Annotated in this window: 33 protein-coding genes; 17 read left to right on the top strand and 16 right to left on the bottom strand. The window is 70.0% G+C overall.

From position 1 onward, the window contains the following. Positions 1-42 precede the first annotated feature (42 nt). The 5 genes from MFF06_RS11915 (at position 43) to MFF06_RS11895 (ending at position 2,017) form a co-directional block, all read left to right on the top strand. The gene (locus MFF06_RS11915) at positions 43-246 is read left to right on the top strand and encodes a CsbD family protein (protein WP_238204013.1); all 204 of its coding nucleotides are present in this window, start codon (positions 43-45) and stop codon (positions 244-246) included. Between the two features lie 67 nt (positions 247-313). Next, a complete protein-coding gene (locus MFF06_RS11910) occupies positions 314-709 on the top strand; it encodes a CsbD family protein (RefSeq protein WP_238204012.1) in 396 nt (131 codons plus the stop codon). Between the two features lie 199 nt (positions 710-908). Next, a complete protein-coding gene (locus tag MFF06_RS11905; protein ID WP_238204010.1) occupies positions 909-1,412 on the top strand; it encodes a YidB family protein in 504 nt (167 codons plus the stop codon). 120 nt (positions 1,413-1,532) lie between these two features. After that, a complete protein-coding gene (locus MFF06_RS11900; protein ID WP_370876752.1) occupies positions 1,533-1,775 on the top strand; it encodes a 3',5'-cyclic-nucleotide phosphodiesterase in 243 nt (80 codons plus the stop codon). Further along, positions 1,772-2,017 (top strand): hypothetical protein, encoded by a 246-nt coding sequence (locus tag MFF06_RS11895; RefSeq protein ID WP_238204009.1) that lies wholly within the window; start codon positions 1,772-1,774, stop codon positions 2,015-2,017. Before MFF06_RS11900 ends, MFF06_RS11895 begins: the two co-directional genes overlap by 4 nt. A 42-nt stretch (positions 2,018-2,059) precedes the next feature. Here the strand turns inward: MFF06_RS11895 and MFF06_RS11890 are convergent, their stop codons facing one another. Both MFF06_RS11890 and MFF06_RS11885 read right to left on the bottom strand, forming a co-directional pair. Beyond that, a complete protein-coding gene (locus MFF06_RS11890; protein ID WP_238204008.1) occupies positions 2,060-4,198 on the bottom strand; it encodes a molybdopterin-containing oxidoreductase family protein in 2,139 nt (712 codons plus the stop codon). Between the two features lie 128 nt (positions 4,199-4,326). Continuing rightward, positions 4,327-5,313 carry a lysozyme inhibitor LprI family protein gene (locus MFF06_RS11885; protein WP_238204007.1) on the bottom strand — a complete coding sequence of 329 codons (987 nt, stop codon included), beginning with the start codon at positions 5,311-5,313 and terminating at the stop codon, positions 4,327-4,329. A gap of 369 nt (positions 5,314-5,682) precedes the next feature. On the opposite strand from MFF06_RS11885, the gene MFF06_RS11880 reads away from it, so the two are divergent. From MFF06_RS11880 to MFF06_RS11865, 4 genes are all read left to right on the top strand, one after another. Then, positions 5,683-5,853, top strand: a complete 171-nt coding sequence (locus MFF06_RS11880; protein WP_238204006.1) for a hypothetical protein — start codon at positions 5,683-5,685, stop codon at positions 5,851-5,853. Then, positions 5,850-6,074 (top strand): hypothetical protein, encoded by a 225-nt coding sequence (locus tag MFF06_RS11875; RefSeq protein WP_238204005.1) that lies wholly within the window; start codon positions 5,850-5,852, stop codon positions 6,072-6,074. Before MFF06_RS11880 ends, MFF06_RS11875 begins: the two co-directional genes overlap by 4 nt. 102 nt (positions 6,075-6,176) lie before the next feature. Then, complete coding sequence (locus tag MFF06_RS11870) at positions 6,177-6,440, top strand: hypothetical protein (RefSeq protein ID WP_238204004.1); 264 nt, start codon at positions 6,177-6,179, stop codon at positions 6,438-6,440. Positions 6,441-6,946: 506 nt separating this feature from the next. Beyond that, entirely contained in the window at positions 6,947-7,936 is a 990-nt protein-coding gene (locus MFF06_RS11865) for a BLUF domain-containing protein (protein WP_238204003.1), read from the top strand. A gap of 94 nt (positions 7,937-8,030) precedes the next feature. Here the strand turns inward: MFF06_RS11865 and MFF06_RS11860 are convergent, their stop codons facing one another. Next, a complete protein-coding gene (locus MFF06_RS11860; protein WP_238204001.1) occupies positions 8,031-8,273 on the bottom strand; it encodes a hypothetical protein in 243 nt (80 codons plus the stop codon). A 287-nt stretch (positions 8,274-8,560) separates the two neighbouring features. Between MFF06_RS11860 and MFF06_RS11855 the strand changes: the two genes are divergently transcribed. The 3 genes from MFF06_RS11855 to MFF06_RS11845 all read left to right on the top strand — a co-directional run bounded on the left by MFF06_RS11855 (position 8,561) and on the right by MFF06_RS11845 (position 10,700). Further along, complete coding sequence (locus tag MFF06_RS11855) at positions 8,561-9,121, top strand: PAS domain-containing protein (RefSeq protein WP_238203998.1); 561 nt, start codon at positions 8,561-8,563, stop codon at positions 9,119-9,121. A 92-nt stretch (positions 9,122-9,213) separates the two neighbouring features. Then, on the top strand, positions 9,214-10,200 hold the full coding sequence (locus MFF06_RS11850) for an NAD(P)/FAD-dependent oxidoreductase (RefSeq protein ID WP_238203995.1): 987 nt from the start codon (positions 9,214-9,216) through the stop codon (positions 10,198-10,200). A 2-nt stretch (positions 10,201-10,202) separates the two neighbouring features. Further along, positions 10,203-10,700 (top strand): DUF427 domain-containing protein, encoded by a 498-nt coding sequence (locus MFF06_RS11845; protein ID WP_238203994.1) that lies wholly within the window; start codon positions 10,203-10,205, stop codon positions 10,698-10,700. 26 nt (positions 10,701-10,726) lie between these two features. On the opposite strand, the gene MFF06_RS11840 is transcribed toward MFF06_RS11845, so the two are convergent. The 5 genes from MFF06_RS11840 to MFF06_RS11825 form a co-directional block, all read right to left on the bottom strand. Next, positions 10,727-12,397, bottom strand: a complete 1,671-nt coding sequence (locus MFF06_RS11840; protein WP_238203992.1) for a putative bifunctional diguanylate cyclase/phosphodiesterase — start codon at positions 12,395-12,397, stop codon at positions 10,727-10,729. Positions 12,398-12,399: 2 nt separating this feature from the next. Next, a complete protein-coding gene (locus tag MFF06_RS11835) occupies positions 12,400-14,220 on the bottom strand; it encodes an ATP-binding protein (protein WP_238203990.1) in 1,821 nt (606 codons plus the stop codon). A gap of 281 nt (positions 14,221-14,501) precedes the next feature. Beyond that, positions 14,502-15,080 (bottom strand): glutathione peroxidase, encoded by a 579-nt coding sequence (locus MFF06_RS11830; protein ID WP_370876751.1) that lies wholly within the window; start codon positions 15,078-15,080, stop codon positions 14,502-14,504. Between the two features lie 126 nt (positions 15,081-15,206). After that, positions 15,207-15,341: a hypothetical protein gene (locus MFF06_RS22660; protein ID WP_283207266.1), complete on the bottom strand. Its 135-nt coding sequence runs from the start codon at positions 15,339-15,341 to the stop codon at positions 15,207-15,209. A gap of 129 nt (positions 15,342-15,470) precedes the next feature. Further along, positions 15,471-15,938: a YaiI/YqxD family protein gene (locus MFF06_RS11825; RefSeq protein WP_238203988.1), complete on the bottom strand. Its 468-nt coding sequence runs from the start codon at positions 15,936-15,938 to the stop codon at positions 15,471-15,473. A gap of 262 nt (positions 15,939-16,200) precedes the next feature. Here MFF06_RS11825 and MFF06_RS11820 point away from each other — a divergent pair, with 262 nt between their 5' ends. The 3 genes from MFF06_RS11820 to MFF06_RS11810 all read left to right on the top strand — a co-directional run bounded on the left by MFF06_RS11820 (position 16,201) and on the right by MFF06_RS11810 (position 17,923). Continuing rightward, positions 16,201-16,611, top strand: coding sequence for a thiol-disulfide oxidoreductase DCC family protein (locus MFF06_RS11820; RefSeq protein ID WP_238203986.1), 411 nt, complete (start codon positions 16,201-16,203; stop codon positions 16,609-16,611). 235 nt (positions 16,612-16,846) lie between these two features. After that, a complete protein-coding gene (locus MFF06_RS11815) occupies positions 16,847-17,599 on the top strand; it encodes a Crp/Fnr family transcriptional regulator (protein ID WP_238203984.1) in 753 nt (250 codons plus the stop codon). Positions 17,600-17,686: 87 nt separating this feature from the next. After that, positions 17,687-17,923 (top strand): DUF6894 family protein, encoded by a 237-nt coding sequence (locus MFF06_RS11810; RefSeq protein WP_238203982.1) that lies wholly within the window; start codon positions 17,687-17,689, stop codon positions 17,921-17,923. Positions 17,924-18,608: 685 nt separating this feature from the next. On the opposite strand, the gene MFF06_RS11805 is transcribed toward MFF06_RS11810, so the two are convergent. The 3 genes from MFF06_RS11805 to MFF06_RS11795 all read right to left on the bottom strand — a co-directional run bounded on the left by MFF06_RS11805 (position 18,609) and on the right by MFF06_RS11795 (position 20,665). Next, positions 18,609-19,043: a GlcG/HbpS family heme-binding protein gene (locus tag MFF06_RS11805; RefSeq protein ID WP_238203980.1), complete on the bottom strand. Its 435-nt coding sequence runs from the start codon at positions 19,041-19,043 to the stop codon at positions 18,609-18,611. Between the two features lie 137 nt (positions 19,044-19,180). Continuing rightward, positions 19,181-19,459, bottom strand: coding sequence for a hypothetical protein (locus tag MFF06_RS11800; protein ID WP_238203979.1), 279 nt, complete (start codon positions 19,457-19,459; stop codon positions 19,181-19,183). Between the two features lie 159 nt (positions 19,460-19,618). After that, positions 19,619-20,665 carry an AraC-like ligand-binding domain-containing protein gene (locus MFF06_RS11795; protein ID WP_238203978.1) on the bottom strand — a complete coding sequence of 349 codons (1,047 nt, stop codon included), beginning with the start codon at positions 20,663-20,665 and terminating at the stop codon, positions 19,619-19,621. A 328-nt stretch (positions 20,666-20,993) separates the two neighbouring features. Here MFF06_RS11795 and MFF06_RS11790 point away from each other — a divergent pair, with 328 nt between their 5' ends. Beyond that, entirely contained in the window at positions 20,994-21,467 is a 474-nt protein-coding gene (locus tag MFF06_RS11790) for a Ros/MucR family transcriptional regulator (RefSeq protein ID WP_238203977.1), read from the top strand. A gap of 109 nt (positions 21,468-21,576) precedes the next feature. Here MFF06_RS11790 and MFF06_RS11785 read toward each other — a convergent pair whose 3' ends face one another. Continuing rightward, positions 21,577-21,834, bottom strand: coding sequence for a DUF6894 family protein (locus MFF06_RS11785; protein ID WP_238203976.1), 258 nt, complete (start codon positions 21,832-21,834; stop codon positions 21,577-21,579). Between the two features lie 121 nt (positions 21,835-21,955). On the opposite strand from MFF06_RS11785, the gene MFF06_RS11780 reads away from it, so the two are divergent. After that, on the top strand, positions 21,956-22,174 hold the full coding sequence (locus tag MFF06_RS11780) for a hypothetical protein (RefSeq protein ID WP_238203975.1): 219 nt from the start codon (positions 21,956-21,958) through the stop codon (positions 22,172-22,174). Here the strand turns inward: MFF06_RS11780 and MFF06_RS11775 are convergent. The 4 genes from MFF06_RS11775 to MFF06_RS11760 all read right to left on the bottom strand — a co-directional run bounded on the left by MFF06_RS11775 (position 22,150) and on the right by MFF06_RS11760 (position 24,307). Further along, positions 22,150-22,482, bottom strand: coding sequence for a hypothetical protein (locus tag MFF06_RS11775; protein ID WP_238203974.1), 333 nt, complete (start codon positions 22,480-22,482; stop codon positions 22,150-22,152). The two genes, MFF06_RS11780 and MFF06_RS11775, sit on opposite strands and share 25 nt — an antisense overlap. A gap of 173 nt (positions 22,483-22,655) precedes the next feature. Next, the gene (locus MFF06_RS11770) at positions 22,656-22,886 is read right to left on the bottom strand and encodes a hypothetical protein (RefSeq protein WP_238203972.1); all 231 of its coding nucleotides are present in this window, start codon (positions 22,884-22,886) and stop codon (positions 22,656-22,658) included. A gap of 336 nt (positions 22,887-23,222) precedes the next feature. After that, positions 23,223-23,888, bottom strand: coding sequence for a hypothetical protein (locus tag MFF06_RS11765; protein ID WP_238203971.1), 666 nt, complete (start codon positions 23,886-23,888; stop codon positions 23,223-23,225). Between the two features lie 35 nt (positions 23,889-23,923). Then, complete coding sequence (locus MFF06_RS11760; RefSeq protein WP_238203969.1) at positions 23,924-24,307, bottom strand: hypothetical protein; 384 nt, start codon at positions 24,305-24,307, stop codon at positions 23,924-23,926. Between the last annotated feature and the right edge of the window lie 139 nt (positions 24,308-24,446).

Below are 24,446 nucleotides of genomic sequence, written 5' to 3'. Positions count from 1 at the left end.
GGCCGGAGCCTCCGGCCCCCCCAGCACACAGGAGCGCACACGATGAGCAGCACCACCGACAAGCTCAAGGGTCTGGCCAACGAGGCCGTCGGCAACGTCAAGCAGGCGGTGGGCAACGCCACCGGCAACGACAAGCTCGTCGCCGAGGGCAAGGCCCAGGAACTGAAGGGCGAGACCCAGAAGACCGTCGGCGACGTCAAGGACGGCGCCAAGAACATCGCCGACAAGATCACCGGCAAGCACTGACGCCGGGGCCGGCGCCGGTCACGGCCGGCGCCGCCCTCGTTTCATCAGACGACACAGGAGAAATTCCATGAATCGCGACCAGATCCGTGGCGCGTCCCGTCACCTGAAGGGTCGCGCCCAGACCGCGCTGGGCGGCCTTACCGGCGACCCGGCCCGCCAAGTACGCGGCGCCGTGAACCAAGTTGCCGGCGGCGCGCAATATGCCTACGGCCGCGCTCGGGACCGGGCGGAGGACTTCGCGGAGGACGGCCGCCACCTCGCACACGAAGCCTGGGAGCGCGCCGACGGCCTGATCGAGGACGGGCGCCACTACGCCGGAGAGGCCCGCCGCCGGGTGACGACCCAGGGCCGTCAGGCCCTCCGCTACGCCGACGCCAACCGCGCGACCACCCTCCTCGCCTTCGTGGGCGTGGCCTTCGCCTTCGGCTGGATCGCGCGTTCCTCGCGGTCGGCGTCGCGCTGAGGCGCGGCCCCCGACCTGTTTCTCAGAATCTCCGGGAGATCCCCATGATCCGCAAGCTTCTTACCCTCTTCGTGCTGCCGCGCGTCATCGCCTTCGTCACGCGCCGCCTCACCGGCCGCGCCGCCACCCCGCCGCGCCGGGGCTACTGAGCCCTCCGCCACGCGACTTCCCCCCGATCCACCACCGCCGAGGACGTGACATGAGCAAGGGTTACCCGTCGATGACCGCCCTGCTGGGCCTGCTCGCCGTGGCGGGCTTCCAGAACCGCGACAAGCTCGCGGAACTGTTCAAGACCCACGCGCCCCATCCCCTCGACACGACGCGGCCTCCGGTGGTGCCCGCCCCCGCGCGCACCGGCGGATCGAGCACCGGCGGATCGAGCACCCTTGGCAACCTCGCGAGCCTGCTGGGCGGCGTGAGCGCGGGCGGCGCCGGCGGGCTGATCGCCAGCGGCCTCGGGGAGCTGATCGATCATTTCACCAAGGGCGGTCACGGCGAGACCGCGAAGTCCTGGATCGACCACGGCCCCAACCGGGACATCCCTGAGGAGGACCTCGCCCGGGCGATCGGGCCGGAGACCCTCGATTACCTCACCCAGCAGACCGGCCTGAGCCGGGCCGCGCTGCTGTCGCGATTGTCGCGGGAACTGCCGGGGGCGGTTGATCGCTATTCGCCGGACGGTCGCCTGCCGCTCCACGGCTGAGGCGGTCCCGCCACCGTTCCTTTGTCCGCGGGGCCTTCGGACAGGCCCCGCGGTCGTCCCGGCCGGTGCCCCCGTCCCGAGAGCCCCCAGGTTCCACAAGCCTCCAAAAGGATTGCCCGCATGACACGTCGCCTGTTGCCCGCCTTGCTCGTCGCCGGCATCGTCATGACCGGGCCGGCGCTCGCCAAGCGCGGCAACGACGAACTCAAGCGCTACTGCACGGGCGACGCCACGACCTACTGCGGCGACATCGATCCGGACAGCAAGGACATGGATGCGTGTTTCACCAAGCATCGCGCCGAACTCTCGGAGAACTGCCGCAAGGCGATCGACGCCTACCAAGCCTCGGGTGGCGGCAAATGATCAGGGCGCGGCTCCCCCTCGTGGTGGCCGCCGTGGTGGCCGCGGGCCTTTCCCAGGCCCGCGCGCAGGAGCAGCCGATCACCAGCCCCCAGGACGCGCAGTGCCGCGAGGAGGCGCGCAACCGCGTCTTCTCGGCGCCCAACCCCAAGGGTCTGAGCCTCTACAACCTCGGCTCCGAGATCTACTTCGCCTGCATGCGCCGACTCGGCGCGGACACCCGGCGCCCCTCGCGGCGGCAGTAGCCCGGGCGGAGGTGACGCCTCCCCCGCCCGGATGCCGCGGCCTCAATTCGCCCGCGTGACCTCCACGAGGTTGTCCGAGAAGGACGGGGCGTGGCCCATGTCGGTGAAGGCGGCGGACGAGATGCTGTTGACCGTCCCCTCGTTGAGCTGGCGCCAGTAGCCGAGCGTCGCCACCACGACGCCCGCCTTCACGTCGTCCGTGACACGGGCCACGCCCTTGAAGGCGCCCCGCCCGTTGCCGACCTGCACCCGGTCGCCGTCCACGATGTCCCGCGCCCGCGCGTCGTGCGGGCTGATCATCACGAACTGCTCGCCCTGGCCCCTCTGCTTGTCCTCCATGTTCGCGTAGCAGGAGTTCAGGAAGTAATGGCTCTTGGGCGAGACGATGTTGAGCGGGTAGCGCTTGGCAAGGTCCGGGTCGGCCGTGTGGGATTCCCGGGCGCCGACGTAATCCGGCAGCGGATCGAGGGCCTCGCCGGGCTGGAACGCCTCGTACATCTGGCGGAAGGGTGGAGCGACGAAGTTCGTCGCGCCCTCGACCTTCAACATGCACTTGCCGGTGGGCGTCGGGAAGTTGCCCTCCCGGTGGGGCGCCCGGTCGTCCGGCGTGCCGACCTTGAGCCGGGCGAAGCCGTGCTCGCGCATGTAGGCGAGGTCGATGCCCTCGCAGGCGGGCGAGGACCAATCGACGTAGTGCTCGAGGCACTCGGCGTCGGTCCACCGGAAGTTCTCGTCCTCGAAGCCGAAGCGCGCGGCGAGCCGCCGGAAGATCTCGTTGTTCGGGATCGCCTCGCCCGGCGCCTCGGCGCACTTGGTGTTGTAGGTCAGGTAGAGGTGGCCCCAGGAGAGGATCATGTCCTCCATCTCGGCGCCCATCGCGGCGGGCAGCAGGATGTCGGCGTAGGAGGCGGTGTCCGAGATGAAGTGCTCGGCCGAGACGAGGAACAGGTCCTCGCGCAGCAGGCCCTGGACGATCTTGTCGGTCTCCGGCGCCTGCGTCACGGGGTTCGAGTTCCAGCACATCATCGACATGACCGGCGGGTCCAGCGGCATCTCGCCGGTGAGTGCGCGGCCGATCTGCAGGTTCGAGATCACCCGTGTGCCCTCGGGGATCAGGTCCGGCCGGCACATCACGTCGAACTTGTAGGGGTGCTCCCAGACGGGGAACTGCGTGACGCCGCCGCCCACATGGCGCCACGCGCCGGTGAGCGCCGGGATGCAGGTGACCGCGCGGATGGTCTGGCCGCCGCCGAAATGCCGCTCCAGCGCCACGCCCATGCGGATGCCCACGGGCTGGGCGGTGGCCATCTCGTAGGCGAGCTTGCGGATGTCCTCGGCAGGGACCCCGGTGATGCCCTCCGCCCATTCGGGCGTGCGCGGGGCGGCCCGCTCCTTCAGGTCCTCGAAGCCGACCGTGTGGTTGTCGACGTAGTCCTGATCGACCAAGCCCTGCGCGATGATCGACTGGATGAGCGCCATGGCGAGCGCGCCGTCCGTGCCGGGCTTGGGCGCGATGTGCCAGTCGGCGGCCTTGGCGGTGCGCGAGGCGTAGGCATCGATGACGACGACCTTGGCGCCGAGCTTCTGCGCGTCCTTCACGATCGCCCAATGGTGCAGGTTGGTGCTGACCGAGTTGCAGGCCCAGATGACGATGTACTTGGAGTGGATGTAGCTCTCTGGGTCGAGCCCCGCCGTGGGACCGACGGTGAGGAGCCACGCGGTGCAGGAGCCCTCGCCGCAGAAGGTCCGCTCCGTGACGGTGGCGCCGAGGCGGTTGAAGAAGGCGTCGCCCCCGTTCAGCCCATGCACGAGGCCCTGGTTGCCGAGGTAGCTGTAGGGAACGATGGCTTCCGGGCCGTACTGCGCGATGATCGCCTTCCAGCGGGTGACGATCTCGTCCAGCGCCTCGTCCCAGGTGATCCGCTCGAACTGCTTCGCGCCCTTCGGGCCGACCCGGCGCATCGGGTAGAGCAGCCGGTCCGGGTGGTAGTGCCGCTTCTCGTAGTCCTTCAGCTTCACGCAGAGGCCGCCCCGGGTCATCGGGTGGTCGGGGTTGCCGCGCACGCTCAGGAGTTCGCCGTCCTTTACCTCGAAGAGCATCGAGCAGGTGTCGGGGCAATCGTGGGGGCAGGCGCCGTAGAAGACCTCGGACACGGCCTCGGGCTTGACGAACTCGTTCATGGCTTCCTCCCCGGCCGCGTTGCGCGGTCCCATTATTGTTCATGGATCGCCGGTCGATCCGGAAGGCAGCCTACCCTGGAATGAAAAAAAGTTCTAACGCCGATCGGTGAGGGGCGGCGTCGGACGGCTCACGGCGCCAGGGCGACGAGCTGGGCGGTCCGCTGCGCGGTCAGCACGGCCTTCAGCACCTCCGGCGGCACCGACGGTGCGGCCAGGGCGGCGAAGGCGGCGAAGCGGTCGCGATAGGCGAGCCAAGCCCGCTGCGTGGCGCGGACGTCGTCCCTCGTGACCGTTCCGCCGGAAAAGGGGGCCGGCGCCTTCATCAGGCGGCCGTAGGCGGTGTTGAGCGCCCTGTCGGCGGCCGGAAGGGGTTGTGCGGCGGTGAGCGTGCCGCCGAGGAGCTGCTTGAGCGTGGCCAGGAATGCGTCCGCCTGGGCGCGCTCCGCCTCGATCGCGAAGACCGGCGCCGCCGTGCCCGACCGATCGACCTCGTTCCCGGCCACGGCCGAGGCGAAGGCCCGCGCGCCGTCCCGCAGGATGGCGAGCCGGTCCCGGGCGGGGGCGGAGAGCGTGGCCGCGATGTCGGCGAAGCTGTCCTCGTCACGGGCGGCCCTGTCCGCCTCCTGCCGCACGGCGCAGGCGGTGCCGAGCAAGGCGGAGGTGGCGTGGTCGCAGACCGCGAAGGGGGCTACCCTGCCTCCCGCCGCGCGCATGGCCGCGAGGGCATCGAGCATCCCCTCCTGTTCCGCCTCGGCGAGGCCCGCCCGGCACACGAAGGCGCCGGCCCGGTCGAGGTCGCGCGGCACGCCGAGTCCGTTGGCGTAGAGGGTGGCGAGGATCGCGCTGCCGCCGAGGATCTCCTCGGAGGCCGGATCGGCGGCGGAGGCGCAGGCGAGGGCGGCCTTCGGATCCGGCGGGCGGCCGGAGCGGCCCGGGATGCCGTAGGTCAGGGCGTAGGCGTCGCACGGTCCCTTCGGCGGGGGCAAGGCCGGCGGCAGGGCCGTGCGCGCGGCGATGGCCCGGCAGCGGGCTTCGACCGAGTCCGCCGCCGACGCGGCCGGGAGGACCAGCAACAGGGCCGGAAGGGCCAAACGCCAATGCCGGGAAGAGGTCATCGCTGTCGGATTCCGTCTGATGCGCGGACGCCAGGGTCGGCGGGAGCGGCCGGGATGTCGAGTCCGGCAGGGGTTCGGCTCATCGGGCCGGGTTCACCGGGCCGGGCAACGCCGGACCCGCCCCCGCTCCTGGCTCGCCGTAAGCTCAAGCATCCATCGTCGCCGCGCGCGATCAGGCCGAGACGCACCCCAGTGGCGAAAAATAGTAATGCATGCTGCGAGTGTATTGGCGGCGCCCGACCGGACACCGTCCAGTGGCTAAGACGACGAACCGTGCGAACTTTTCCACGGTTGCGTCGTTCTTATCCCATGGCAAATGCGCGCTCCTCTCTTGACCGGGTCAGTTTACGGCTGCGCCAGCAGATCGCCATGAGCACGCTCATGGACGATCTGGTGGTCGGCGCCCTTGCGTCGGTCGTCGCCACGATGCGCGACGCCGGCCACCCGGATGTCGCCGCCCTGGAGCACGCCATCCGCGCGCACCGCATCGCCACGATGAAGCAGACGGCGCTGTTCGCCGCCGCGGGGATCGACGCGTGAGCACGGCCCGTCGCTTCTACGTCGTGAGCGGCAGGGCCAGCCACGGCGCCATCACCCACAAGTGCCCCACCGCCGGCATGGCCCTCGACACGCTGCGGCGGTTCACGCAGGACGCGGTGCAGAACATCACCATCCTCGACCCCGACGGCCTTCCCCTGTCGGAGGAAGCGCTGACCGTGCTGGGCGAGGAACCCGTCCCTGCGTCCGCCGTGGTGGCCTGAGGGCACCGCCCGCGCGGCGGCCGGACGGCGATCGCCGCTCCGGGAACTTCTCGACCGGTTGAACGTCTGTGATCGATCCAGTCGTTCGAGCGGGGGAAGCTCATGTTGAAGCAGGCAATACTCGTGTTCACCCTCTCCGCCGGGGTCTCGGCTGCCGCCGTCGCGGCGCCCGTCGACACGACCGGCACCGGCGGTGGCCCGGCCTCGACGGCCAAGGCGCCCTACACGACCTCCACGGGGGCCACGGTGCCGCGTCCGGGCGCGATCGACCGTCAGGAGGCCGAGAACATCCAGCGTCCGACCAAGCAGGACCGGATCGACAATTCCATCACCAACGGCATCTGCATCGGCTGCGCGCCGAAATAGCATCAGTCGTCGCCACGGCGTCCGCCGCCCGGTCTACCGGTCGCGGCGGCGGAGCGCGAAATCAGACATCGCAGAGGGCGAATTGAGTTTTCAAGTCATTAGATATTGCTTTGATTTATGAAGGTTCAGTCGAACTGAAAATTCTAATTGAACAGACTATACAATAGATATTCAAAAAATATCAGACCGGAAAATGCCGATCATCGGGCATTCGATCGGTCAGTGACGGATTTTTAGGTCTTGCCATCCTAGACAAGGGACTGTCGGCGCGCGGCGGTGCGGCGCATCGGTGCGTCTGTCTGGGTGATCGAGATGGCGATTACATCGCAGAATGTTGAGCTGAGTTTGCTCATCATCCTCACGGGGGTGATCAGTCTTCTCTATATCCAGTTCAATCTATCGCGTCAGATTGCCAGATCGTGCGATCTGGACGACCGGGCGCCGCGGGGTGCCGAGCCGCCTCGGCCGTCCGGCGCCCGGATTGCCGCGCGGGAGACCACGCCGTCATGAGCACGATCTACCGCCTCGTCTACGCGAGCAAGAACCTGATCGTGGGCCCGGCCGCCGACGCGCGGCGGGAACTCGACGGGATCCTCGCGGTCTCCCGGCGCAACAACGCGCGGATGGGGGTGAACGGCGCCCTCATCTTCAACGGGGCGGCCTTCGGTCATGGGCTCGAGGGTCCCCGCAGGACCCTGGAGGAAACCTTCGAGCGGATCCAGCGCGACATCCGCCACGGCGAGGTGACGGTGCTGGCCTGGGGGCCGGTGGCGGTGCCGGGCTTCCGTCGGCCCCTGGACTTCGTCGGGGGGACCGTCCGGGCCCGCGCGCTGTGGAGCGATCTCCTCTCGGCCAGCGGCTTCGATCTCGCCCGCCTCGACGGGGGGGCGGTCGCCGCGCTGTTGCAGCGCCTCGTGGGCGAGCAGGGGCCGGCGGCCCAAACCTCCGGGCCGGATCTGCCCACGCATCCCGCGCCCTCCGCGCCGCCGGCCCCTCCGGTCGCGGCTGCTCCGCTCACGGATGCGGCGACCAAGGTCTCGCCGCCCCGGCCAGCTGCGCCCAGTTCGGCTGCGTCCATGCCCTCTCCCGCATCGTCCGCCACCGGCGCGGGAACCTGGGACCTCCCGCCGCCGCAGGCCGCGCCCGGCCCGCCGAAGTCCGTCCCGCCTCAGCCGAAGGCCATGGAGCCGCCGTCGCAGAGCCGGAGCGAGCGCCATGCGGCGGTGGCGGTGGCGATCCTGAAGGCGGCGCTGGCCGACGAGCGCAGCCGCACGAGCGCGTTGCGGGCCGAGGTCGATGAATTGCGCATCACCCTCACCGCCGGGCGGGCGGAGATCGCGAGCCTGCGTGCGGAGCGGGATCTGTGGGCCGAGCGGGCACGCCTGATGGCGGCGGCCCTGCGCGACAACCCCAGGGAGATCCGCTCCCTTGTGCGCAGCACGGCGGATGCGCTGATGACCCGCGACGGGGCGGTCCAAAGCCCCCTCCTGGCCTGACCGGCAGGGTCTTGGAGCCTGTCACGACACTTCTGCTGCGCCGTCATGGCCAGTGGGGAGAACTCCCGGTGGTCGGGAGTTTTGTGAGGAACTCTCAGCCGAGGACGCGGCCGCTGCGGGCGCGGACGAAGGCGATGCAATCCCGGCGCGCCTGCGGGTCCGTTACGTCGGCAAAGGCCGCCAGCAGCTCCGCCGTGTCAGAGAGCGTCTCCCGCTCCGTGGAACGGGCTCGACAGCCGTACCCCTCCGCGAAGTCCTGCGGCAGCAGGTTCAGCACGGCCGCGATCTTCTGCAGGGCCTCGTGGGTCCGGTCGTGGTGGGTCCGGTCATGGATCATGCCCCTGCGTGGCCCAGACGGCGCCGGGTGTGAACCCCCAATCGACTCGGCGAATAAAATGTCACGCAATCTTGTTCGTCCCCTGGTCTTCTGGATTTGTACTAGTATAAAATCTTCATCGGCCACGAGGATTGGTTTCGGCGCAAGCGATAGTCCGGGAACGCACCGGCACCCGGCACCCGGGATCCGCGGATCGCGGGGCCGAGTTGGTATCGCGGCGTTCACCGCAGCGTTCCGCGTCGAGCCGGGGCCTGTGCCGTGGAGGGCTGGTCTGGGTGAGGAACGGAATGCCGTCGAACGCCGTGATGGATCCCACGCTCCGGGCGGCCGGCATCATCGGCTTCTGGAGTACGGACGTCCCCGCGGCCTCGTCCATCCTCGACGAGGGGGCGGCGGAGACGATGGCGGGCGATGCGCGGCTCGCTGGCCAGCCGGTCTCCCTGGAGGTCGCCCTGGGCCGGACGCATCCCGAGGACCGCCCCTGGGTGTTCGAGGGAATCCGCCGGGTCCGGCGGACGGGCGGCCCGGTCTCGACGGAGTTCCGGATCCTCACGCAGGGTGGCGACGTGCGGTGGGTGCTGGTCCAGGGCCAGCTCATGGCCGACGAGAACGGGGTAATGCGTGGGCGCGGGGCCTATATCGATACGACCGCCCACCACACCGCGGCGTTCCTCCCGTCCCGGCCGCGCGTTCCGCCCTCCGAGGACGACCCCCTCGTGCTGGCCGCCGACCGGGCCCTGGACGCCCACGCGGCCATCGCCCGCACGGGACATCCGAGCCTGCGGCGGCTGTCCGAACTGATGCTGTTCGAACTCGGCCAGATCCTGGGCCGCAGCCGCCGGGTCTGAGCGCCGTCGCGCCGGGGCCGGCCTGTCTCGGCCGGTTCCGCGACCTATAACCGGGGCATGTCCTCCGCCCGGCCGCCCGAGACTTCGCCCCGATGACGGACGCCATCGCCATCATCGGCGCCGGCATGGCCGGGGCGAGCGCCGCGCGCCTCCTGCGCGAGGCCGGACACCCGGTCGCGGTGTTCGACAAGGGGCGCGGCATCGGCGGACGCATGGCCACCCGCCGCCTGCCCGGCGGCCCGAGCTTCGACCACGGCGCGCAATACATGACCGCCCGCGATCCCGCCTTCGCGGCGGACCTCGCGGCCATGGCGGCATCGGGCGCCGCCGCGCCCTGGGGCGAGGAGGGCTGGTGGGTCGGGGCGCCGGGGATGCCGGAGCCGGTCCGGCATCTCCTCGGCCCGTGCTCCGTCACCACGGGCTGCACCGTCTCCCGCCTCACCCGGGAGGAAGGCGGCTGGACCTTGAGCGACGGCGACGGCCGGCGCCTTCCCGGCCGCTTCCGCAGCGTCCTCCTCACGGCGCCTGCGCCCCAGGCCAAGGCGCTCGCGGGCTCCGCCGGGGCGGGCTGGTCGGCCCTCGACGCGTGGCTCGACCGGGTGCGCTACGCCCCCTGCTGGACGCTGATGCTCTCCCACGAGGGCGGGCCCGCCTTCGCGCAGACCCACCGCAGGGACCGCGATCCCGCCGCGCCCATCGCCTGGATCGCCCGCGACGCGACGAAGCCGGGGCGAAGCGGGGGCCGCGAAACCCTCGTCGTGCACGCCTCGCCCGCCTGGTCGCGGGCCCACCTGGAAGAGGAGCGTCCGGCCATCGCGGAGCGCCTGCTGGCGGAACTGCGGCGGATGCCCGGCCTCGCGCTTCCCCCGCCCGGCGGGCTGGGGGAGCCCCACGTCCACCGCTGGCGCTATGCCATGGTCGAGCAGGCCCTGGACGAGCCGTGCCTCTGGTCGCCGGACCTGCGCCTCGGCGTCGCGGGGGACGGATGCCTCGGCGGGCGCGTCGAGGCGGCCTATCTCAGCGGGCGCGCCCTCGCCGAGCGGGTCCTCGCGGACAGTGACCGGGCGCCGGAGACCTGACCATGCGCCGTCCCGAACCCGATCCCGCCGGTCCCGGCCAGGAGAGCGTCTGGGACTACCCTCGCCCTCCGCGCCTCGAACGGGTGCCCGACCGGCTACGCGTGGTCTTCGACGGCGTCACGGTGGCGGAGACCGTGAGTGGATGGCGCGTGCTGGAGACGAGCCATCCGCCGACCTACTACCTCCCGCCGGACGACATCCTGCCGGGGGCGCTCATCCCCGCCGGGTCGGGCAGCGTCTGCGAATGGAAGGGCCGCGCCGCCTATTTCGACGTCGTGGGTCCGAACCGCCGCGCCCCCCGCGCCGCCTGGGCCTATCCCTCCCCGACGCCGTCCTTCGCGGGGCTCGCCGGGCACGTCGCCTTCTACGTGGCGGCGATGGAGGCCTGTTTCGTCGGCGACGAGCGCGCCCGGCCGCAGCCGGGCGGGTTCTACGGGGGCTGGATCACGTCGCGGGTGGTCGGCCCGTTCAAGGGAGAGCCCGGCACGCAGTTCTGGTGAGGCCGGGCGGTCCGGCCGCGGGCGGCTCAGACGGCCCGGCGCCTGTGGGCGGCCGTGCGCCCGTCGGCCACGCGGTTCTGCGGCGCCGCCCGGTGGTGGGACGTGCGGGGCTCGGAGAGGCGGATCTGCTCGATCAGCAGGGGCTTGGCGTAGTAGTAGCCCTGGGCGCAGCGGATCTGCGTCGCGCCCAGCAGGTAGGCGACCTCCTCGTAGGTTTCGACGCCCTCGGCCACCACCGACATGCCGAGCGCCAAGCCCAGCGACTCGATCGCCTTCAGCACGATCTGGCTGCGCGGGCGCTTGTCGATGTCGGTGATGAAGGAGCGGTCGATCTTCAGCTCGTCGGCGGTGATCTCCGCCAGCGCGGCGAGCGAGGAATAGCCCACGCCGAAATCGTCGATGGACACCTTCGCGCCGATGGCGCGGATGCGCGGCAGCACGTCCCGCTGGAATTGGCTCTTCGTGAAGAAGGCCTCCTCCGTCAGTTCCAGCACGAAGCGGTCGGCCATGCCCGTGGCGCCGAGCGTCTCGCAGAAGGCGGTCATGAACGGCACGTCGCCCGCCTGCTTGGCGGCGATGTTGAGGCTCACCGTCACGTCCGGCCCGAACAGCGCGTCGATGTCGGGGATCGCCTCCACCGTGCCCGTCAGGATCTGCAGGGTGATGTCGTTGATGAGGCCGAGCTCGATGGCGAGCCCGATGAAGTCGCCGGGGGCCTGGATCAGGCCGATCTCGTCGCGCCAGCGCAGCAGCACCTCGACGCCGAGCACCTGATGGGTGCGCATGTCGACCTTCGGCTGGAAGGCGCAGCAGAAGCGGTGGTCGCGGATCGCGAGTCGCAGGCGCTGCTCCACCGCCATGCGGGCGGTCGCGACATGGCCCATCGCCTCCTCGAACAGGCTGACGCCGCCCTTCACCCCGTCCTTGACGCGGTACATGGCGTTGTCCGCCTGGCGGCGCAGGACCTCGTAGGTGGTCCCGTGGTCGGGAAAGATGCTGAGGCCGATGGAGCCGGAGGCGAAGACCTCGTGCCCGTCGATGAAGGAGGGCTGCTTCAGCCGCTCGGAGATGTCCTGGGCGGCGGCGAGGATCGAGGCCGCGTCCTCCACGGGGCTGAGGAGCAGCACGAACTCGTCGCCGCCGATGCGCGCGAGCATGTCCGTGGGGCGCAGGGCGGCGGAGATCCGCTCGGCCACCTTTCGCAGCAGCGCATCGCCCGCCGCGTGGCTGTAGTAGTCGTTGATCTGCTTGAAGTTATCGAGATCGATGAAGGCCAGGGCGAAGCGGTCCGCTGGGCCCGCCCGGGTGACGAGGTCGTCGATGGTCTGCTCGAACAGCACGCGGTTCGGCAGGCCGGTGAGCGCGTCGATGTAGGCGCGGGCCACGAGGTCGCGCTGGATCGCGTGATTCTGCGTCACGTCGGTCAGCGTGGTCACGGTGAAGTCGCTGTCGTCGAGGGACAGTCGCCCCGTCCGCGTCTCCACGACGCGCTCGCCCACCGCCTCGGTGCAGGCGCCGTCCGGCTGGCCGCGGGCCGCCTCCGCCAGGGCGTCGGCCGCCCGGGTGCCGAGCGCCTGGGCCGCCGCGTTGGCCAGAATGCGGTTCCGCCGCCCGTCATGCACGACGATCCCGACCGGAAGGGCCTGGATCGTCGCTTCGAGCAGGGCGGATCGGTGGCTCGGATCGGAGGTGCTCACGCTCAGCCCTGTTGCCACAGGGGCTTGGGGGCACGGGCGGCGGCGTCGGCGGCGGGCTCGGCGCCGTCGAGGGGGCGGCGCAGCAGGCGGCGGTGCACTTGGTCAAGGGCCGCGCCGAGATGGGTCTCGGCCCCCGCCTCGCGGGCGAGGCGCGGCAGGGCGCCCTGGTCGGCCTCGGACCCGCTCATCTTGTTCATGGTCGCCCCGCGCCAGCGCTCCACCACGGCGCCGACGAAGCCGGGGCCGGCCGTTTCGCCGTCCTCCGAGAGGCGCCCGCTCATGTCGTTGCGAGGCTGGAGCGCCGTGGTGAGGTGGTCGAAGCGGATGCGCGCCGGCATCGGCACGCCCTCGCCGAAAGCGATCACCTCGCCGGTCCCGAGGGAGGGCACGAAGGTCAGGAGGTTCACCGCGTCGGAGACCGCCGCCGTCAGGAAGGCTTGGTCGCGCTCGTTGGTCATGCGCATCGCGAACAGCGTGCTGCACTGGGACATGATGGTGGGGTCGAGCTCCGCCGGCCGCTGCGTGACGAGGCCGAGGTAGACGCCGTGCTTGCGGCCCTCGCGGGCGATCCGCGACAGGGCGCGGCGGGTCGGGGTGAAGCCCACGGAGCGATCCGCGGAGGCGTAGCGGTGGGCCTCCTCGCAGACGAACAGGAGCGGGATGGCCCCCTCGCTCCAGATGCCGAACTCGAAGGCGAGGCGGCACAGCACGCAGACCACGGCGTCGACCACCTCCATCGGCAGGCCGGCGAGCTGCATGATCGTCATCGGCCGCCCGTCCGCGTCGAGGCGGAACAGGTGGGCCAGGATCTCGCCCATCATGTCGCCGCCGACGTTGGCGTTCTCGAACATGAAGCCGTAGCGGGGATCGTTGCGGATCGCCTCGATGCGGGTCATCAGGCGGTGGTAGTGCATCCGCGAGACGCGGTTCTCCAGCTTGCCCATCCGCTCGTCGATCAGCGCGACGAGGTCCTGGAGCATGTAGGGAACCGGGGTATCGACCGTATAGCCCGCGCTCTTGCCGATGGAGCGCTTGACGAGCGGGCGGTCACTCGCCTCCTTGTACTGGGTGTACTTGCTCTTGGCCAAGGGAATGACCTCGGCCAGGATCTCCAGTTCCTCGTCCACCGGCGAGCGCCCGCCGTAGATGGCGTCGGCGAACTCCTCGAGGTTGAACAGCCAGAAGGGGAGCTTGAGGTTGCGCGTATTGATCACGCTCGCCCGGCCGCCGAAGCAGGCCGCGTACTCGTTGTGGACGTCGAGCAGGAAGATGCGGACCGCCGGCTTCACCCGCATGATCTGATCGAGGATGACGGCCACCCCGCTCGACTTACCGACGCCGGTGCTGCCGAGGACGGCGAAATGCTTGGTGATGAGATCGTCGACCTTGATGCAGGCGGGCGTCCCGGGGTCCTGGTACAGCGTGCCGATCCCGGCCGTGTTCGAAGCCGACACTTGGTAGACCGTCCGCAGGTCGGCGGGCGAGAGCAGGTCGACCTCGTCGCCGATGGCGGGGAAAGAGACCACGCCCCGGCGGAAGGTCGGGACGCCGCCCTTGTCCTCGATCTCTCCGAGGAGATCGAGGCTGGCGAAGGCGCCGGTTAGCCCCGAGCGGTCGCTGCGGGAGGACAGGGTGGTGATCAGGCCGACGACGGTGGCGCCCCCGGCCCGGATCCGCACGAGGGTACCCACCGTCACCCGCACCTCGGGCCGCCCGTTCCGGGCGAGGAGGGCGAGGTGAACCGTCGAGCCGTCGATGGAGGTGACCGAGCCTATACGGGGCTGAGGGGTATCCCCCTGACCCAAGGGTCCGTTCTCGAGCATGACCGAATCCCTGTCGCGTGGTCCCATCGTTGGCACCAGCCTACAGGTCGGGTTTTAAAAAATCATGAATTAAAGCCGGACTATAAAGTAGTGATCGTAGAAGTATTCATCAGATGGAATTTCAAGATTACAGATCGGCTTAAAGCTGTCAATTTATCTCGCTGTAGCCGAGCATCGCCTGGGAATAGCCAAAGATCACGATCCCCTTGGCCGGCCGGGACCGCTCGGGCGGCCCCGTGGCAATGGCCCGTTCCCTGTCTTTTCGCGCCAGGGAAGGCTGCTCAGGTGGCGGGAAGTTCCCCGGCGATGGCGGTGATGAGTCGGGGATCGCTGGGATCGACCGTGTGGGGGAACGCGGCAAGGATGCCGCCGTCCCGCCCGACGAGATACTTGTGGAAGTTCCAGCCTGGCGTGGAGCCGGGCTTCTCGGTCGCCGCCCAGCGGTAGAAGGGGTGCGCCGCGGGACCCTTCACATGCACCTTCGCGACCACGGGGAAGGTCACGCCGTGGTTCTGGCGGGCGGCCTGGGCGATGGCGACGCCGTCGAGGGGTTCCTGGTTGCCGAAATCGGGGGAGGGGACCGCGATCACGGTCAGCCCCCGCTCGCCGAAGCGGGTCCAGAGCGCCTGGAGGCCGTTGAATTGGCCCGCATAGCCGCAGGCGGTGGCCGTGTTCACCACCAGGATCGGCTTGCCTGACAGTTCGGAGAGGGCGAGGACGCCGCCCTCCGGTTTCTCGAAGGAGAAGGCTCCGGCTTTCAACTCGCCTGCGCGGGCGCGGCCGGTGCCACAGGCGATGGCGGCGCCGAGCATCATCAGGGCGTGCCGGCGCGCCGGCATCGGAACGGGGAACGAGGGCATACGGGGGCTCCCGGTCTCGCGAACGGTGGATACCCGTTTATCTAGGACCGGTCCGGCGAAAGTGCAGGCCACCCCCTACCGCAGCAGCCCGTCGGCGGGTGCGGTGTTGTGGCGCGAGGGGGCTGGTCAGGCCGAGGCGGAGACCGTCCGGCGGCGCCACAGGCTGCGCAGGATGCGGAAGGGGAGAAGCGGAAGCTTCAGCACGGCCCTGACCAGAAGCACGACGAAGACGGTGAACACCGCCATGAGGGAATTGATCAACGCGCGCTCTTTGATGACCGGATCGGCGCCGACAAGACGCCAGGAAGGCGGCGAGACTGTGAACGCGGGACTGCGGCGCATCGTCGAGGCGGGAGCGCGAGCGCGGCGATCCCGCCAGGCGTCCGGGCGTCAGGCACCCTCCGCCCGGCGCAGGCGCATCACGGCACGGTCCAGGGCGCCGAGGAAGGCCGATCGGTCCTTGGGCGAGAAGGGCTTCGGCCCCCCGGTGATGGCGCCCGCCTCCCGCAGGTCCTGCATCAGGTTCCGCGTGGCCAGCGCCAAGCCGACCGACGCATCGGTGAAGGGCTTGCCCGTGGGGGACAGGGCGCTCGCTCCCGCCTTCACGCAGCGGCTCGCCAGGGGCACGTCCGCCGTGACGACGATGGCCCCCGGCCCCGCCCGCTCGGCGATCCAGTCATCCGCCGCGTCGAAGCTGTCCGACACGATGACGCGCTCGATCCAGGGTTCCCGCGGCACGTTGAGGAAGGCGTTGGCCACGACGTAGACGTGGAGCCCGTAGCGGGCCGCGACGCGGTAGGTCTCGTCCTTCACGGGGCAGGCATCGGCATCGATGAAGATCGTGATCGGTGGCGCCACGGGGCTCGCTCTCCTTCGGCCGCCGGCCGGTCCGGGGGCGGACCGCCGGGGCGCCGGGCCCCGGAGGAAACGGATCCGACGGGCATGGGGGGCGACGACGCGGGGATCCTATAGCCGAAGGCCGGGGCGGCGTCCCGCGCCGGGTCGGGACGGCCGGAGCCTCCGGCCCTCCCGCTCGGGCCGTCCGAGTCCGCCTCGACGCGGAACCGTCGCGCCTTACCTCGGCGGGATGCCGGGGAAGGTCCGGGTCGGGGTCAGAGCCATGGAGCAACCGCGTCGCGCCGGGGAGACGGAACTGAGCGTCTACTATGACGGCGGGTGCCCGCTGTGCCGGGCCGAGATCGATCATTATCGCCGCTGCGAGGGGGCGGAGCGCCTGCGCTTCGTCGATGTCGGGCGCGAGGTGGAGGCGCCGTCCCTCGGGCCGGGTCTCGGGCGGGACGAGGCCCTCCGGCGCTTCCACGTGCGGGATGAGCAGGGCCGCCTCGTCTCCGGCGCGGCGGCCTTCGCGCGGCTGTGGCGGACCCTGCCGGGCTGGCGCTGGCTCGGCCGCCTGCTCGACCTGCGCCTCTTCGGGTTCCGGCCCCTCCTGCCCGTGGCCGAGCTCCTCTACCGGCTGTCGCTGCCCCTGCGTCCCCGCCTCGCCCGCCTCGTCGCCCGCCGGGGTCGGTAGGGCCGGAGCCGAACACGTTCGGCCGAAGCCGCCTTCGCCGGCCCTTGCCGGCCGGCCGAGACCGTCCGCATCGGCCTGCTGGCGCGGTGGGGGCGGGTCCCGCGCCGGACGGCGGAGCGGGCGGCAGGGCGCGGTCCCGAATGGCGCGTGCGGGCGGCGCACAAGCCTGATACGCAGGGCGATGTGCGGCCCGCAGCGGGGCATTCACGGGAGTCGGCCGGTGACGGAAAGGGTTATGAGCGCGGCGATCCAGGCGGACACCCATCCCTTCGTGCGCAAGATCGAGACCGTGGCGCTCTTCGACCTGTCCCTGGCGGAGCGGGAGGCCCTCTCGACCCTTCCCGTGCAGGTCACCCGGTTCGACGCCCATCAGGACGTGGTGAAGGAGTTCGACCGGCCGACCCGGTGCTTCGCCGTGCTCAGCGGCCTCGCCGCCACCTACAAGACGACCCCCGAAGGACGGCGGCAGGTCATGGCCTACCACGTCCCGGGTGACGTGCCGGATTTCCAGAGCCTCCACCTCGAAGTGCTCGATTTCAGCATCTCCGCCGTCACCGACCTCTCCATCGGTTTCGTCCCCCACGGGGCTCTGCGCACGATGTTCGAGGACCACCCCCGGCTCGCGGGCGCCTTCTGGCGCACCACGCTGATCGAGGGGTCGCTCGCCCGGGAATGGGCGCTCAACAACAGCCGCCGGGAGGCCTATCCCCGCATGGCGCACCTGTTCTGCGAACTGATGGTGCGTCTCGATGCCGTGGGCCTCGTGCAGGAGGACAGCTTCGCCCTGCCGCTGACCCAGTACGAGCTGGGCGACGCCCTCGGCATCACCTCCGTCCACGTGAACCGCGTCCTGAAGGAATTGCGGGACAGCGGCCTGATCACCCTGAGCGGCGGCCGCCTGACGGTCCACGACGTCGCCGCCCTTCGCACCGTGGCGGAGTTCGACCCCACCTACCTGCATTTGCGGCGCAACGATTCCCGCCGGTGACCCTTTCGACCGCCGCGAGTTAGCGGAGCATCGCGGAGGGTGCGGGCTCGGCATGGCGGGCCCGACGGGATGGCGGCGAGGCGGGCAATGCCCCTGTTCTTCTTCGATACGGACGATGGCCGCCTGCCCCTGCGGGACGAGGAAGGGTGCGAGTTGCCGGACCTGCAGGCGTCGCGGCGCATCGCCCTCGAGGCGCTCACCGAGATGGCGGCCGATCCGCTGCCCGAGGCCGAGGGCCGCCGCTGCACCGTGGCCGTGCGCGACTCCGCCGGGCGGACGATCTATCGCGCGCGCGTCGAACTCACCGGGGAATGGCTGACGTAATCGGTGGGCCTTGGCCCGTCCCTCGCGGCCGCTGCGACGGTCAATGCGCGGAGAATGCTTCGCCGCGCGCCATCTGATCAGATTTGATCGCCTTCATGCGCTTTGATGAACGGGGATACTTCGCAAATTATCCGGTGATTGCGCCGGGATATACGAATTATCTCTCAAACGAGTATTGAAATTGAGCGAACTGAGAGGGTCCGATATCGAGGGCGGCCCCAATCTCCGATCAAGAGCCGATTATCGAATTCGCGTCACGGGGACGAAATCTGATATCAATACGCATTGCGTGCCGGATTTATTGCATATAATGAAAGGTCACGCTTACCTGTGTTGCAGAAATGATCATCGCGAGCCTGTTATGTCTCTTATCGGGCGTGTCACTGACACAGGTGTCCCCGAATCGGCCAGCCTCCCAGGCTCTCGTCGAGAGCACGGCCGGCTGTCTCGTGATTTTCGGGCTGGTGCTGATCGGGTCCGGCTTGCCGCTGTTCCGGTAGGTCATCGCAGATCGCGCCGCTGTGCCGTCAGGGCGAGCGCGGCGACGCGAACCGGGGATGGGGGGCGACGCCCCTGCGGGCCGCCGGACAGGCTCTCGCCGCCCTCGCGAGCGTGAGCGAAGCGTTTCCGCAGCGTCACGATGAGGCAAGGATGGCGAGGCGAGTTCCGTGAGGTGTCGGACCGGTCAGGTGCGCCAGGGATGGGCGGGCAGTTCCGTCCGGCCGATCGCCTTGGCGCCGGCCTCCGCGACGGCATGGTCGTTCTCGACGGTGGAGCCGCTGACACCGATCGCGCCGGACATGACGCCGTCGCCGTCCACGATCGGGATGCCGCCGGGGAAGGTGATCAGCCCGTCGTTGGAATGCTCGATCCCGTAGAGGGGGCCGCCGGGCTGCGAGAGCTGGCCGATCTGCCCGGTCATCATGCCGAAGAACACCGAGGTCTTGGCCTTCTTCTGGGCGATGTCGATGGAGCCGACCCAGGCGTCGTCCATCCGGTGGAACGCCTTCAGGTTCCCGCCGGAATCGACCACGGCGATGCACATCTGCGTTCCCAGCGCGATGGCCTTGTCCCGGGCGGCGGCGATGGCCTTCTCGGCCTGCTCGATGGTCACATGCATGATCCGGACTCCCTGGAACTCTTCGGCAGAGCCATCAGGGTAGTTGCGACGTCCGGTCGCGCAACCCACAATTGAAAATTCAGGCCCCGCGCGCGCCGCAGGGCTTCACGCACGGGGTATTCACCGGTGGCGGGGAATCAGGCGCAGGAACGCGGCCTCAGGATCACGGCCTCGCGCGTGGGTTCCTGGCCGTCCCCGCGCGCGGCCTCGCCGGCGACCGCCCGGCTCGGCCGTCCGAAGGTCTGCTCCCAGGTGAGGGTGATGATCTGCGCGCCACCGCCGTTGGAGGGGTCGCGGTTCGCGCGGATCTCCCTGCGCCGCGTGGCGCCGATCCAGCGTTTGATCAACGCCCCCGTCTGCTTCGGCTCGGCCTCGTCCCACCGGCGCCGCACCCGGCCACCAGCCTGTCCCTTCACGCTGCGCACCATCGAAACCCGTTTAGAGAAGACGGTCCTATGTCGCGCGACAAGGAGGCGGCCGCGATGGGCGGATGTCTCAATCGCTTCAGCGGACGTCCCAATGGTGCGCAACCTGAGAGACGTGGCACCCTGGGCGGGACGCGACTCCCGGTTTGATCACCCGTCCAGGGTCATGACCCAGTCGTAGAAGTCGCCCCAGCTCCCGTCCGAGCCGTCGGAGGCGGTGCGGCGGCCCGCCAGGGCGCTCTCGCTCCGGGCGCCCGCCCGGACATCGGCGGGGGAGACGCCGAACTCCGCCCGGAACGCCTGGGTGAAGCCGACGGGGCTCGCGTAGCCGTAGCGGTAGGCGATCTCCGAGACACGCGGCGCGTGGGGCAGTCCGCTGGCGAGATCGCGGTAGGCCCGGCCGAGCCGGCGGCTGCGGATGTGCTCGGCCACGCCTCCGAGGGGGGCGAACAGGCGATACAGCGCGCTGCGCGAGATGCCGAACCGGTGGCAGAGATACTCGATCCCGAGCTTGGCCGGGTCGGTCTCCGTATCGATGTGCCGCCGGATCGCGAGGAAGAGCGGCACCCGATCGGCGGGCTGCGCCGGCGCGCCGGACCCGCCCGCCGCCCGCCCGGCCATGGCGAGGAGGATCGCGGTGGACTCGACGGCGGCCCGCGCCTCGGCGGGGCTCAGCTTCGCGACGTTCGCCGCCAGGGAGCGCATGTGGTCCTTCACGAGCGTACCGAAGGGCGTGTCGCCGCGCAGGATGGCGCCATGGGCGGAGCCCAGCGCCTCCCCGCTCTCGGGGAAGACGGTCCGGGGCAGGATCATCGTCATGGCGCGGTAGTCGCTCGAATCGACGGCGAGCGGCTGGGACAGGTCGAGGAGGCAGAGATCGCCGGGGCCCATCGGCGCCTCCCGGCCCGCCACGCGCACCTCGGCATGGCCCTCCAGCCGGATCTGCGCCGCCACGTGGTCGACACCCATCCGCGCGACGAGGCCCCGCGACCGTTCGAGGCGCAGTTCGGAGGCGGCGGTGAAGCCGAGGATCGCGTTGCCGAGATGGTAGACCTCGGAGCGGCCCCGGAAATCCGGCGCGTCCTCCCGGCGCACCTCGATGTCCCAGAACGGCGCGACGGCCTCGCGCCACGCCGAGATCTTGCGCGGTCCGAGGGTGGAGCCTTCCAGGCGGAGATGAGGGCCACGGTGGGTCATCGGTCATGCTCGAAGGCGGGACGCGAAGCCCCGCCAGGGTAAATCAACCTGTAATAACTCCTTTGCGCGAGTCCAGGCTCACACCTCGGTAGACTTTGCCGGGGAGCTCCCCCCCCGCCCGAGGCGATACGCCAGATTCGGTTTCGCCTACTGGTTGTGTGGAGGGGATTGGCCGAACGCTCATCGATACAAACTCGAAGAGGCGCCTAAGAAGTCGGGCGGAAACAGATTATGCGCGGGAGAATTTTATACTTATAAAAAATTGGCCGTTGATCTTCCTTGATTGACGCTCTAGGTCAGGTTTCGTACCAAACCGAAAGCGACACCAATGAACGAGTCAACCGGCGAGAAATCCCTCGGTCTCATCGAGATGACTGGCGACATCGTCGCCGCCTACGTCTCCCGCAACCATGTCTCGGTCGCCGATCTCCCGGCGCTGATCGCCAGCGTCCACGGTGCTATCAGCGGCCGCCTGACCGGCGAGTCGGCTCCCGCGCAGGCGAGCGCGGACCGCCCGACCGCGGCCCAGATCCGCAAGTCGGTGACGCCGGACGCTCTCATCAGCTTCATCGACGGGACGCCTTACAAGACGCTGAAGCGGCACCTCACGAAGCACGGCTTCAACCCCGAGACCTACCGCGAGCATTTCGGCCTGCCGTCCGACTATCCGATGGTCGCGGCGAGCTACAGCGAGACCCGCTCCAACCTCGCGCGGTCCCTCGGCCTCGGCCAGACCGGCGGCCGCGGCGCGTCGAAGGAGGCGCCTCGCGCCGCGACCAAAGGTCGCCGCAAGGCCGCCTGAGGCCGCCGGCGCCGGGCGCGCGACATTGCATCACGGGACGAGGGGCGGCTCCAGAAGGGCCGCCCTTTTCCGTTCGCGTGGGCGGCGAGCGAGGCGGCGCGACGTCCCTTCAGGGCGCCCTCCGGCCGGTCTCTGGCCCGACACGGGTGTCCGCGAAGGCGCGGATCAGGACGCGGCGCCCTGTCCCGTCATGAACGTCCACGATCCACCGGGTCCAATCGGCCGTCCCGCCGCGCTCCATCAACGCCAGCGCCACCCGGTCCGCCTGGGAGCGCACCTGCGCCAGGGTCGGCAGCCGGCACCCCCGCCGATCGAACACCGCGTCCTCCGGCCCCACGCAGTGGAACCGGTAAAGCCGTGTCGGCACTCGTTTTCTCCGCCGCCATCCACAGAACTCCACTGCGATCGCACTGCAACCTACGGTTCCGCTTGAACCGAATGGCCCGCTGAGCTTTGTTCCTGTTATGTTCTAGCGAGGAGCCAGCGGAATGCCAGCATCGGCCATCGAACCCCCTGTGGACGTGTGGGCGCCCACCGAAGCGGAAACCGTGGCGCTCGCCTATCTTCGGGAGGCGGGACAGGACCGCTGGACGGCCCTCGTTCGCCTCGCTCAGGACGCGTTGACGGATCTCGAGAGCGCGGAGGCGATCATCCGGGAGCGCGGGCGGCAGATCTCGCACGGCTACGTGCGCGCCGCCCCGCGCTGATCCGGCATCCGGGGCCCGCGTATCCCGCGCCCGTCGCGGCTCGCCGCCCGCGCCGCGACGGGTGCGGCGGTGGCGATCCCGCGATGGAGGGGCAGGGGCCGCTCGCCCCAGCAATTGATCACGACCGGGACGAGGGGCGCCACCGGGATGCTCTGGACCAGCAGGGTCAGCATCTCCCGGCGGGATTCCAGCATGATCGCCGGTGGTTCGCCGGTGATGACCCGCCAGCGGGACACGAAGGCGGCCAGCGGCATCAGCGCGAGCGGACCGGGCTCGGCCACATCGATACCGTCCGGGGAAAGGCCCATCGTATCCATGGGCCACAAACGGCGGGAGGGGCGAATGGGTTCGTCCAGCAGTGTCCCATCGTTAACGGAACGTTGTTTCGCCTAAACGTTCAAGTCGAGGGGTAAGGTGGAGTGTTCCGGACGCGCAATACGCGGGAGGATACGACCTTGCCGCCGCGGGGGTCGGCCCGGAATTACTGTGCTGGCCAGGGGTAGATCTCGTGCAGGCTGTCGCCCTGGCGGAACCAGTGCACGCCGGTGCCGGAGTGCTGCCCATGGTCCCGGTAGGAGCGCGCGATGCTCGACACGAGGGAGCGGGCCTGTTGCAGGCCGTCGATGTCGTAGGCGAGCAGGTGAGGTTGCGACGCGTCGGCCTGATCGACATTTCGGAGGTAGATCGCGTATTTTCCCATCGTCTGCACCATCGAAAGCCAATGATGGACGACAATTCGGCTTTCGGTGCAATGTTTCGGATAGGATACTGGAATGCTTAATGAAATTTAACCGGATTTCTTGCATTTGCTTATAGGCTTCGAAACGCCGCCCCGTCGATCGCGCGGAATCTGGTCCGCCGATGGAGCCCTGGGTCGCCGTCGCGAGCGCAAGCCCGCGTGATCCAGGGATGCGCGCCGTTCGGCTGAGTCCCGCTGCCCTCGATCGCCGCGCCCACGATGGCGGAGGTTGGCGAGCCCACCCGGTCGGCTCCCGCGCCGGAGGAGGGCGGGCCGGAATGGGATCCGGCCCGCCCGCGACGGATCCCGTCAGATGCCGCTTCCGGCGCCGGGATAGCTGCGCACCCGCGTCCGCCCCTCGGGCAGGACGGTCGGAGCGGGGGCCGGCGTGATGCTGTCCGAGCCGGAGCTGGCGAGGGGCGTCCAGCCCTCGCGGGTCCAGGCCGCCGACTTCTGATCGAGGTCCACCGAGCCGTGCTCCTCCAGCACGTCCATCACCATCGCCGCACGGCTTTCCTCCGCCTTGACGGTCACCAGGGTGCCGCCCCGGCGGACGCCTTCCCCGTAGGCATGGGCGTCCGTCTCGCTGATCCCCGCTCCGGTGAGCGCGCCGGCGAGACCGCCCGCCGCCGCACCGACGCCGGCGCCGGTCAGCGTCGCCACGAGCCAGCCTGCCGCCACCACCGGGCCGACGCCCGGGATCGCCACGAGGCCGAGGCCGGCGAGCAGGCCCGCCGCGCCGCCGACCACCGTGCCGAGGGTGGCCCCGGCGCCGGTCCCGTCCTTGGCCTTCTGGCCCGTCTCCGCACCGAGCGCGCCGCCGCCCTGGCCGAGCAGGCCGGAATGCCGGTCGCCCTCGTTGTTGCCGACGAGGCTGATGTCGCCGTGGGGCACGCCCCCCGCTTCCAGCTTCGCCACGGCGGCGCTGGCATCCTCGTAGCGGTCGAACAGTGCCGTCACCGTGTGATGGGCCATCGTAGATCTCCTTGTGTCGAGGGGGGGACGTGACGTCACTGCGCGGCGACGTTGCCCTTAAAGTCGAGGCCGACCGGGACGGACTTGCCGCCGTGCATCGCCGTGCCGCGCCAGATCCCGTCCTGGTCCTTCTTCAGGTTCTGGGCGTCGGTGAACCCGGCCTTCTCCAGCCGCGAGCGGACCTCGCCCTCGGTGAAGCTGTTGGCGCCGCGCTCCAGCTTGGCGTTGGTGTGGGCGCCCGCGGGCATCCCCTCCGGCGTCGCCTTGTCGGTGTTGGGCCGGGTGACGCTCTGCTGCCCCCCGGAGTTCTGGCTCGTCCCCGCGTCTGGGGCGGCGGGCCGCCCGGTGGGGGTGGTCTGGGCGGACGCGCCCGTGGCAACCACGGTGGCGAGGACGAGGGCGGCGGTGAAGGGACGCATGGCGGACTCCGATGATCGTTCGGTGTCCTGTAATCAAACCGAACAAAGAACCGTTCCGAGTGATATCATCCGGCCAAGCTGCCGCGATCAACGAAAGTCTTTGCAAGAAAAGACAAATCGTCCTCTCCGATTATTTGCC

It is taken from the genome of Methylobacterium aerolatum (assembly GCF_022179085.1).
Classification (GTDB): domain Bacteria; phylum Pseudomonadota; class Alphaproteobacteria; order Rhizobiales; family Beijerinckiaceae; genus Methylobacterium; species Methylobacterium aerolatum.
This window is presented reverse-complemented; position numbering and strand designations above follow the sequence as displayed.

What these genes read in the sequence shown, in the direction of transcription:
- MFF06_RS11810 (WP_238203982.1), top strand. Translation starts at nt 17,687, where the DNA reads ATGCCCCTGTTCTTCTTCGATACGGACGATGGCCGCCTGCCCCTGCGG.
- MFF06_RS11850 (WP_238203995.1), top strand. Translation starts at nt 9,214, where the DNA reads ATGACGGACGCCATCGCCATCATCGGCGCCGGCATGGCCGGGGCGAGC.
- MFF06_RS11830 (WP_370876751.1), bottom strand. Translation starts at nt 15,080, where the DNA reads ATGCCCTCGTTCCCCGTTCCGATGCCGGCGCGCCGGCACGCCCTGATG.
- MFF06_RS11895 (WP_238204009.1), top strand. Translation starts at nt 1,772, where the DNA reads ATGATCAGGGCGCGGCTCCCCCTCGTGGTGGCCGCCGTGGTGGCCGCG.
- MFF06_RS11820 (WP_238203986.1), top strand. Translation starts at nt 16,201, where the DNA reads ATGGAGCAACCGCGTCGCGCCGGGGAGACGGAACTGAGCGTCTACTAT.
- MFF06_RS11795 (WP_238203978.1), bottom strand. Translation starts at nt 20,665, where the DNA reads ATGACCCACCGTGGCCCTCATCTCCGCCTGGAAGGCTCCACCCTCGGA.
- MFF06_RS11815 (WP_238203984.1), top strand. Translation starts at nt 16,847, where the DNA reads ATGAGCGCGGCGATCCAGGCGGACACCCATCCCTTCGTGCGCAAGATC.
- MFF06_RS11775 (WP_238203974.1), bottom strand. Translation starts at nt 22,482, where the DNA reads ATGGGCCTTTCCCCGGACGGTATCGATGTGGCCGAGCCCGGTCCGCTC.
- MFF06_RS11860 (WP_238204001.1), bottom strand. Translation starts at nt 8,273, where the DNA reads ATGATCCATGACCGGACCCACCACGACCGGACCCACGAGGCCCTGCAG.
- MFF06_RS11835 (WP_238203990.1), bottom strand. Translation starts at nt 14,220, where the DNA reads ATGCTCGAGAACGGACCCTTGGGTCAGGGGGATACCCCTCAGCCCCGT.
- MFF06_RS11865 (WP_238204003.1), top strand. Translation starts at nt 6,947, where the DNA reads ATGAGCACGATCTACCGCCTCGTCTACGCGAGCAAGAACCTGATCGTG.
- MFF06_RS11910 (WP_238204012.1), top strand. Translation starts at nt 314, where the DNA reads ATGAATCGCGACCAGATCCGTGGCGCGTCCCGTCACCTGAAGGGTCGC.
- MFF06_RS11855 (WP_238203998.1), top strand. Translation starts at nt 8,561, where the DNA reads ATGCCGTCGAACGCCGTGATGGATCCCACGCTCCGGGCGGCCGGCATC.
- MFF06_RS11765 (WP_238203971.1), bottom strand. Translation starts at nt 23,888, where the DNA reads ATGGCCCATCACACGGTGACGGCACTGTTCGACCGCTACGAGGATGCC.
- MFF06_RS11915 (WP_238204013.1), top strand. Translation starts at nt 43, where the DNA reads ATGAGCAGCACCACCGACAAGCTCAAGGGTCTGGCCAACGAGGCCGTC.
- MFF06_RS11760 (WP_238203969.1), bottom strand. Translation starts at nt 24,307, where the DNA reads ATGCGTCCCTTCACCGCCGCCCTCGTCCTCGCCACCGTGGTTGCCACG.
- MFF06_RS11770 (WP_238203972.1), bottom strand. Translation starts at nt 22,886, where the DNA reads ATGGTGCAGACGATGGGAAAATACGCGATCTACCTCCGAAATGTCGAT.
- MFF06_RS11870 (WP_238204004.1), top strand. Translation starts at nt 6,177, where the DNA reads ATGTTGAAGCAGGCAATACTCGTGTTCACCCTCTCCGCCGGGGTCTCG.
- MFF06_RS11905 (WP_238204010.1), top strand. Translation starts at nt 909, where the DNA reads ATGAGCAAGGGTTACCCGTCGATGACCGCCCTGCTGGGCCTGCTCGCC.
- MFF06_RS11880 (WP_238204006.1), top strand. Translation starts at nt 5,683, where the DNA reads ATGAGCACGCTCATGGACGATCTGGTGGTCGGCGCCCTTGCGTCGGTC.
- MFF06_RS11890 (WP_238204008.1), bottom strand. Translation starts at nt 4,198, where the DNA reads ATGAACGAGTTCGTCAAGCCCGAGGCCGTGTCCGAGGTCTTCTACGGC.
- MFF06_RS11790 (WP_238203977.1), top strand. Translation starts at nt 20,994, where the DNA reads ATGAACGAGTCAACCGGCGAGAAATCCCTCGGTCTCATCGAGATGACT.
- MFF06_RS11845 (WP_238203994.1), top strand. Translation starts at nt 10,203, where the DNA reads ATGCGCCGTCCCGAACCCGATCCCGCCGGTCCCGGCCAGGAGAGCGTC.
- MFF06_RS11900 (WP_370876752.1), top strand. Translation starts at nt 1,533, where the DNA reads ATGACACGTCGCCTGTTGCCCGCCTTGCTCGTCGCCGGCATCGTCATG.
- MFF06_RS11885 (WP_238204007.1), bottom strand. Translation starts at nt 5,313, where the DNA reads ATGACCTCTTCCCGGCATTGGCGTTTGGCCCTTCCGGCCCTGTTGCTG.
- MFF06_RS11805 (WP_238203980.1), bottom strand. Translation starts at nt 19,043, where the DNA reads ATGCATGTGACCATCGAGCAGGCCGAGAAGGCCATCGCCGCCGCCCGG.
- MFF06_RS11780 (WP_238203975.1), top strand. Translation starts at nt 21,956, where the DNA reads ATGCCAGCATCGGCCATCGAACCCCCTGTGGACGTGTGGGCGCCCACC.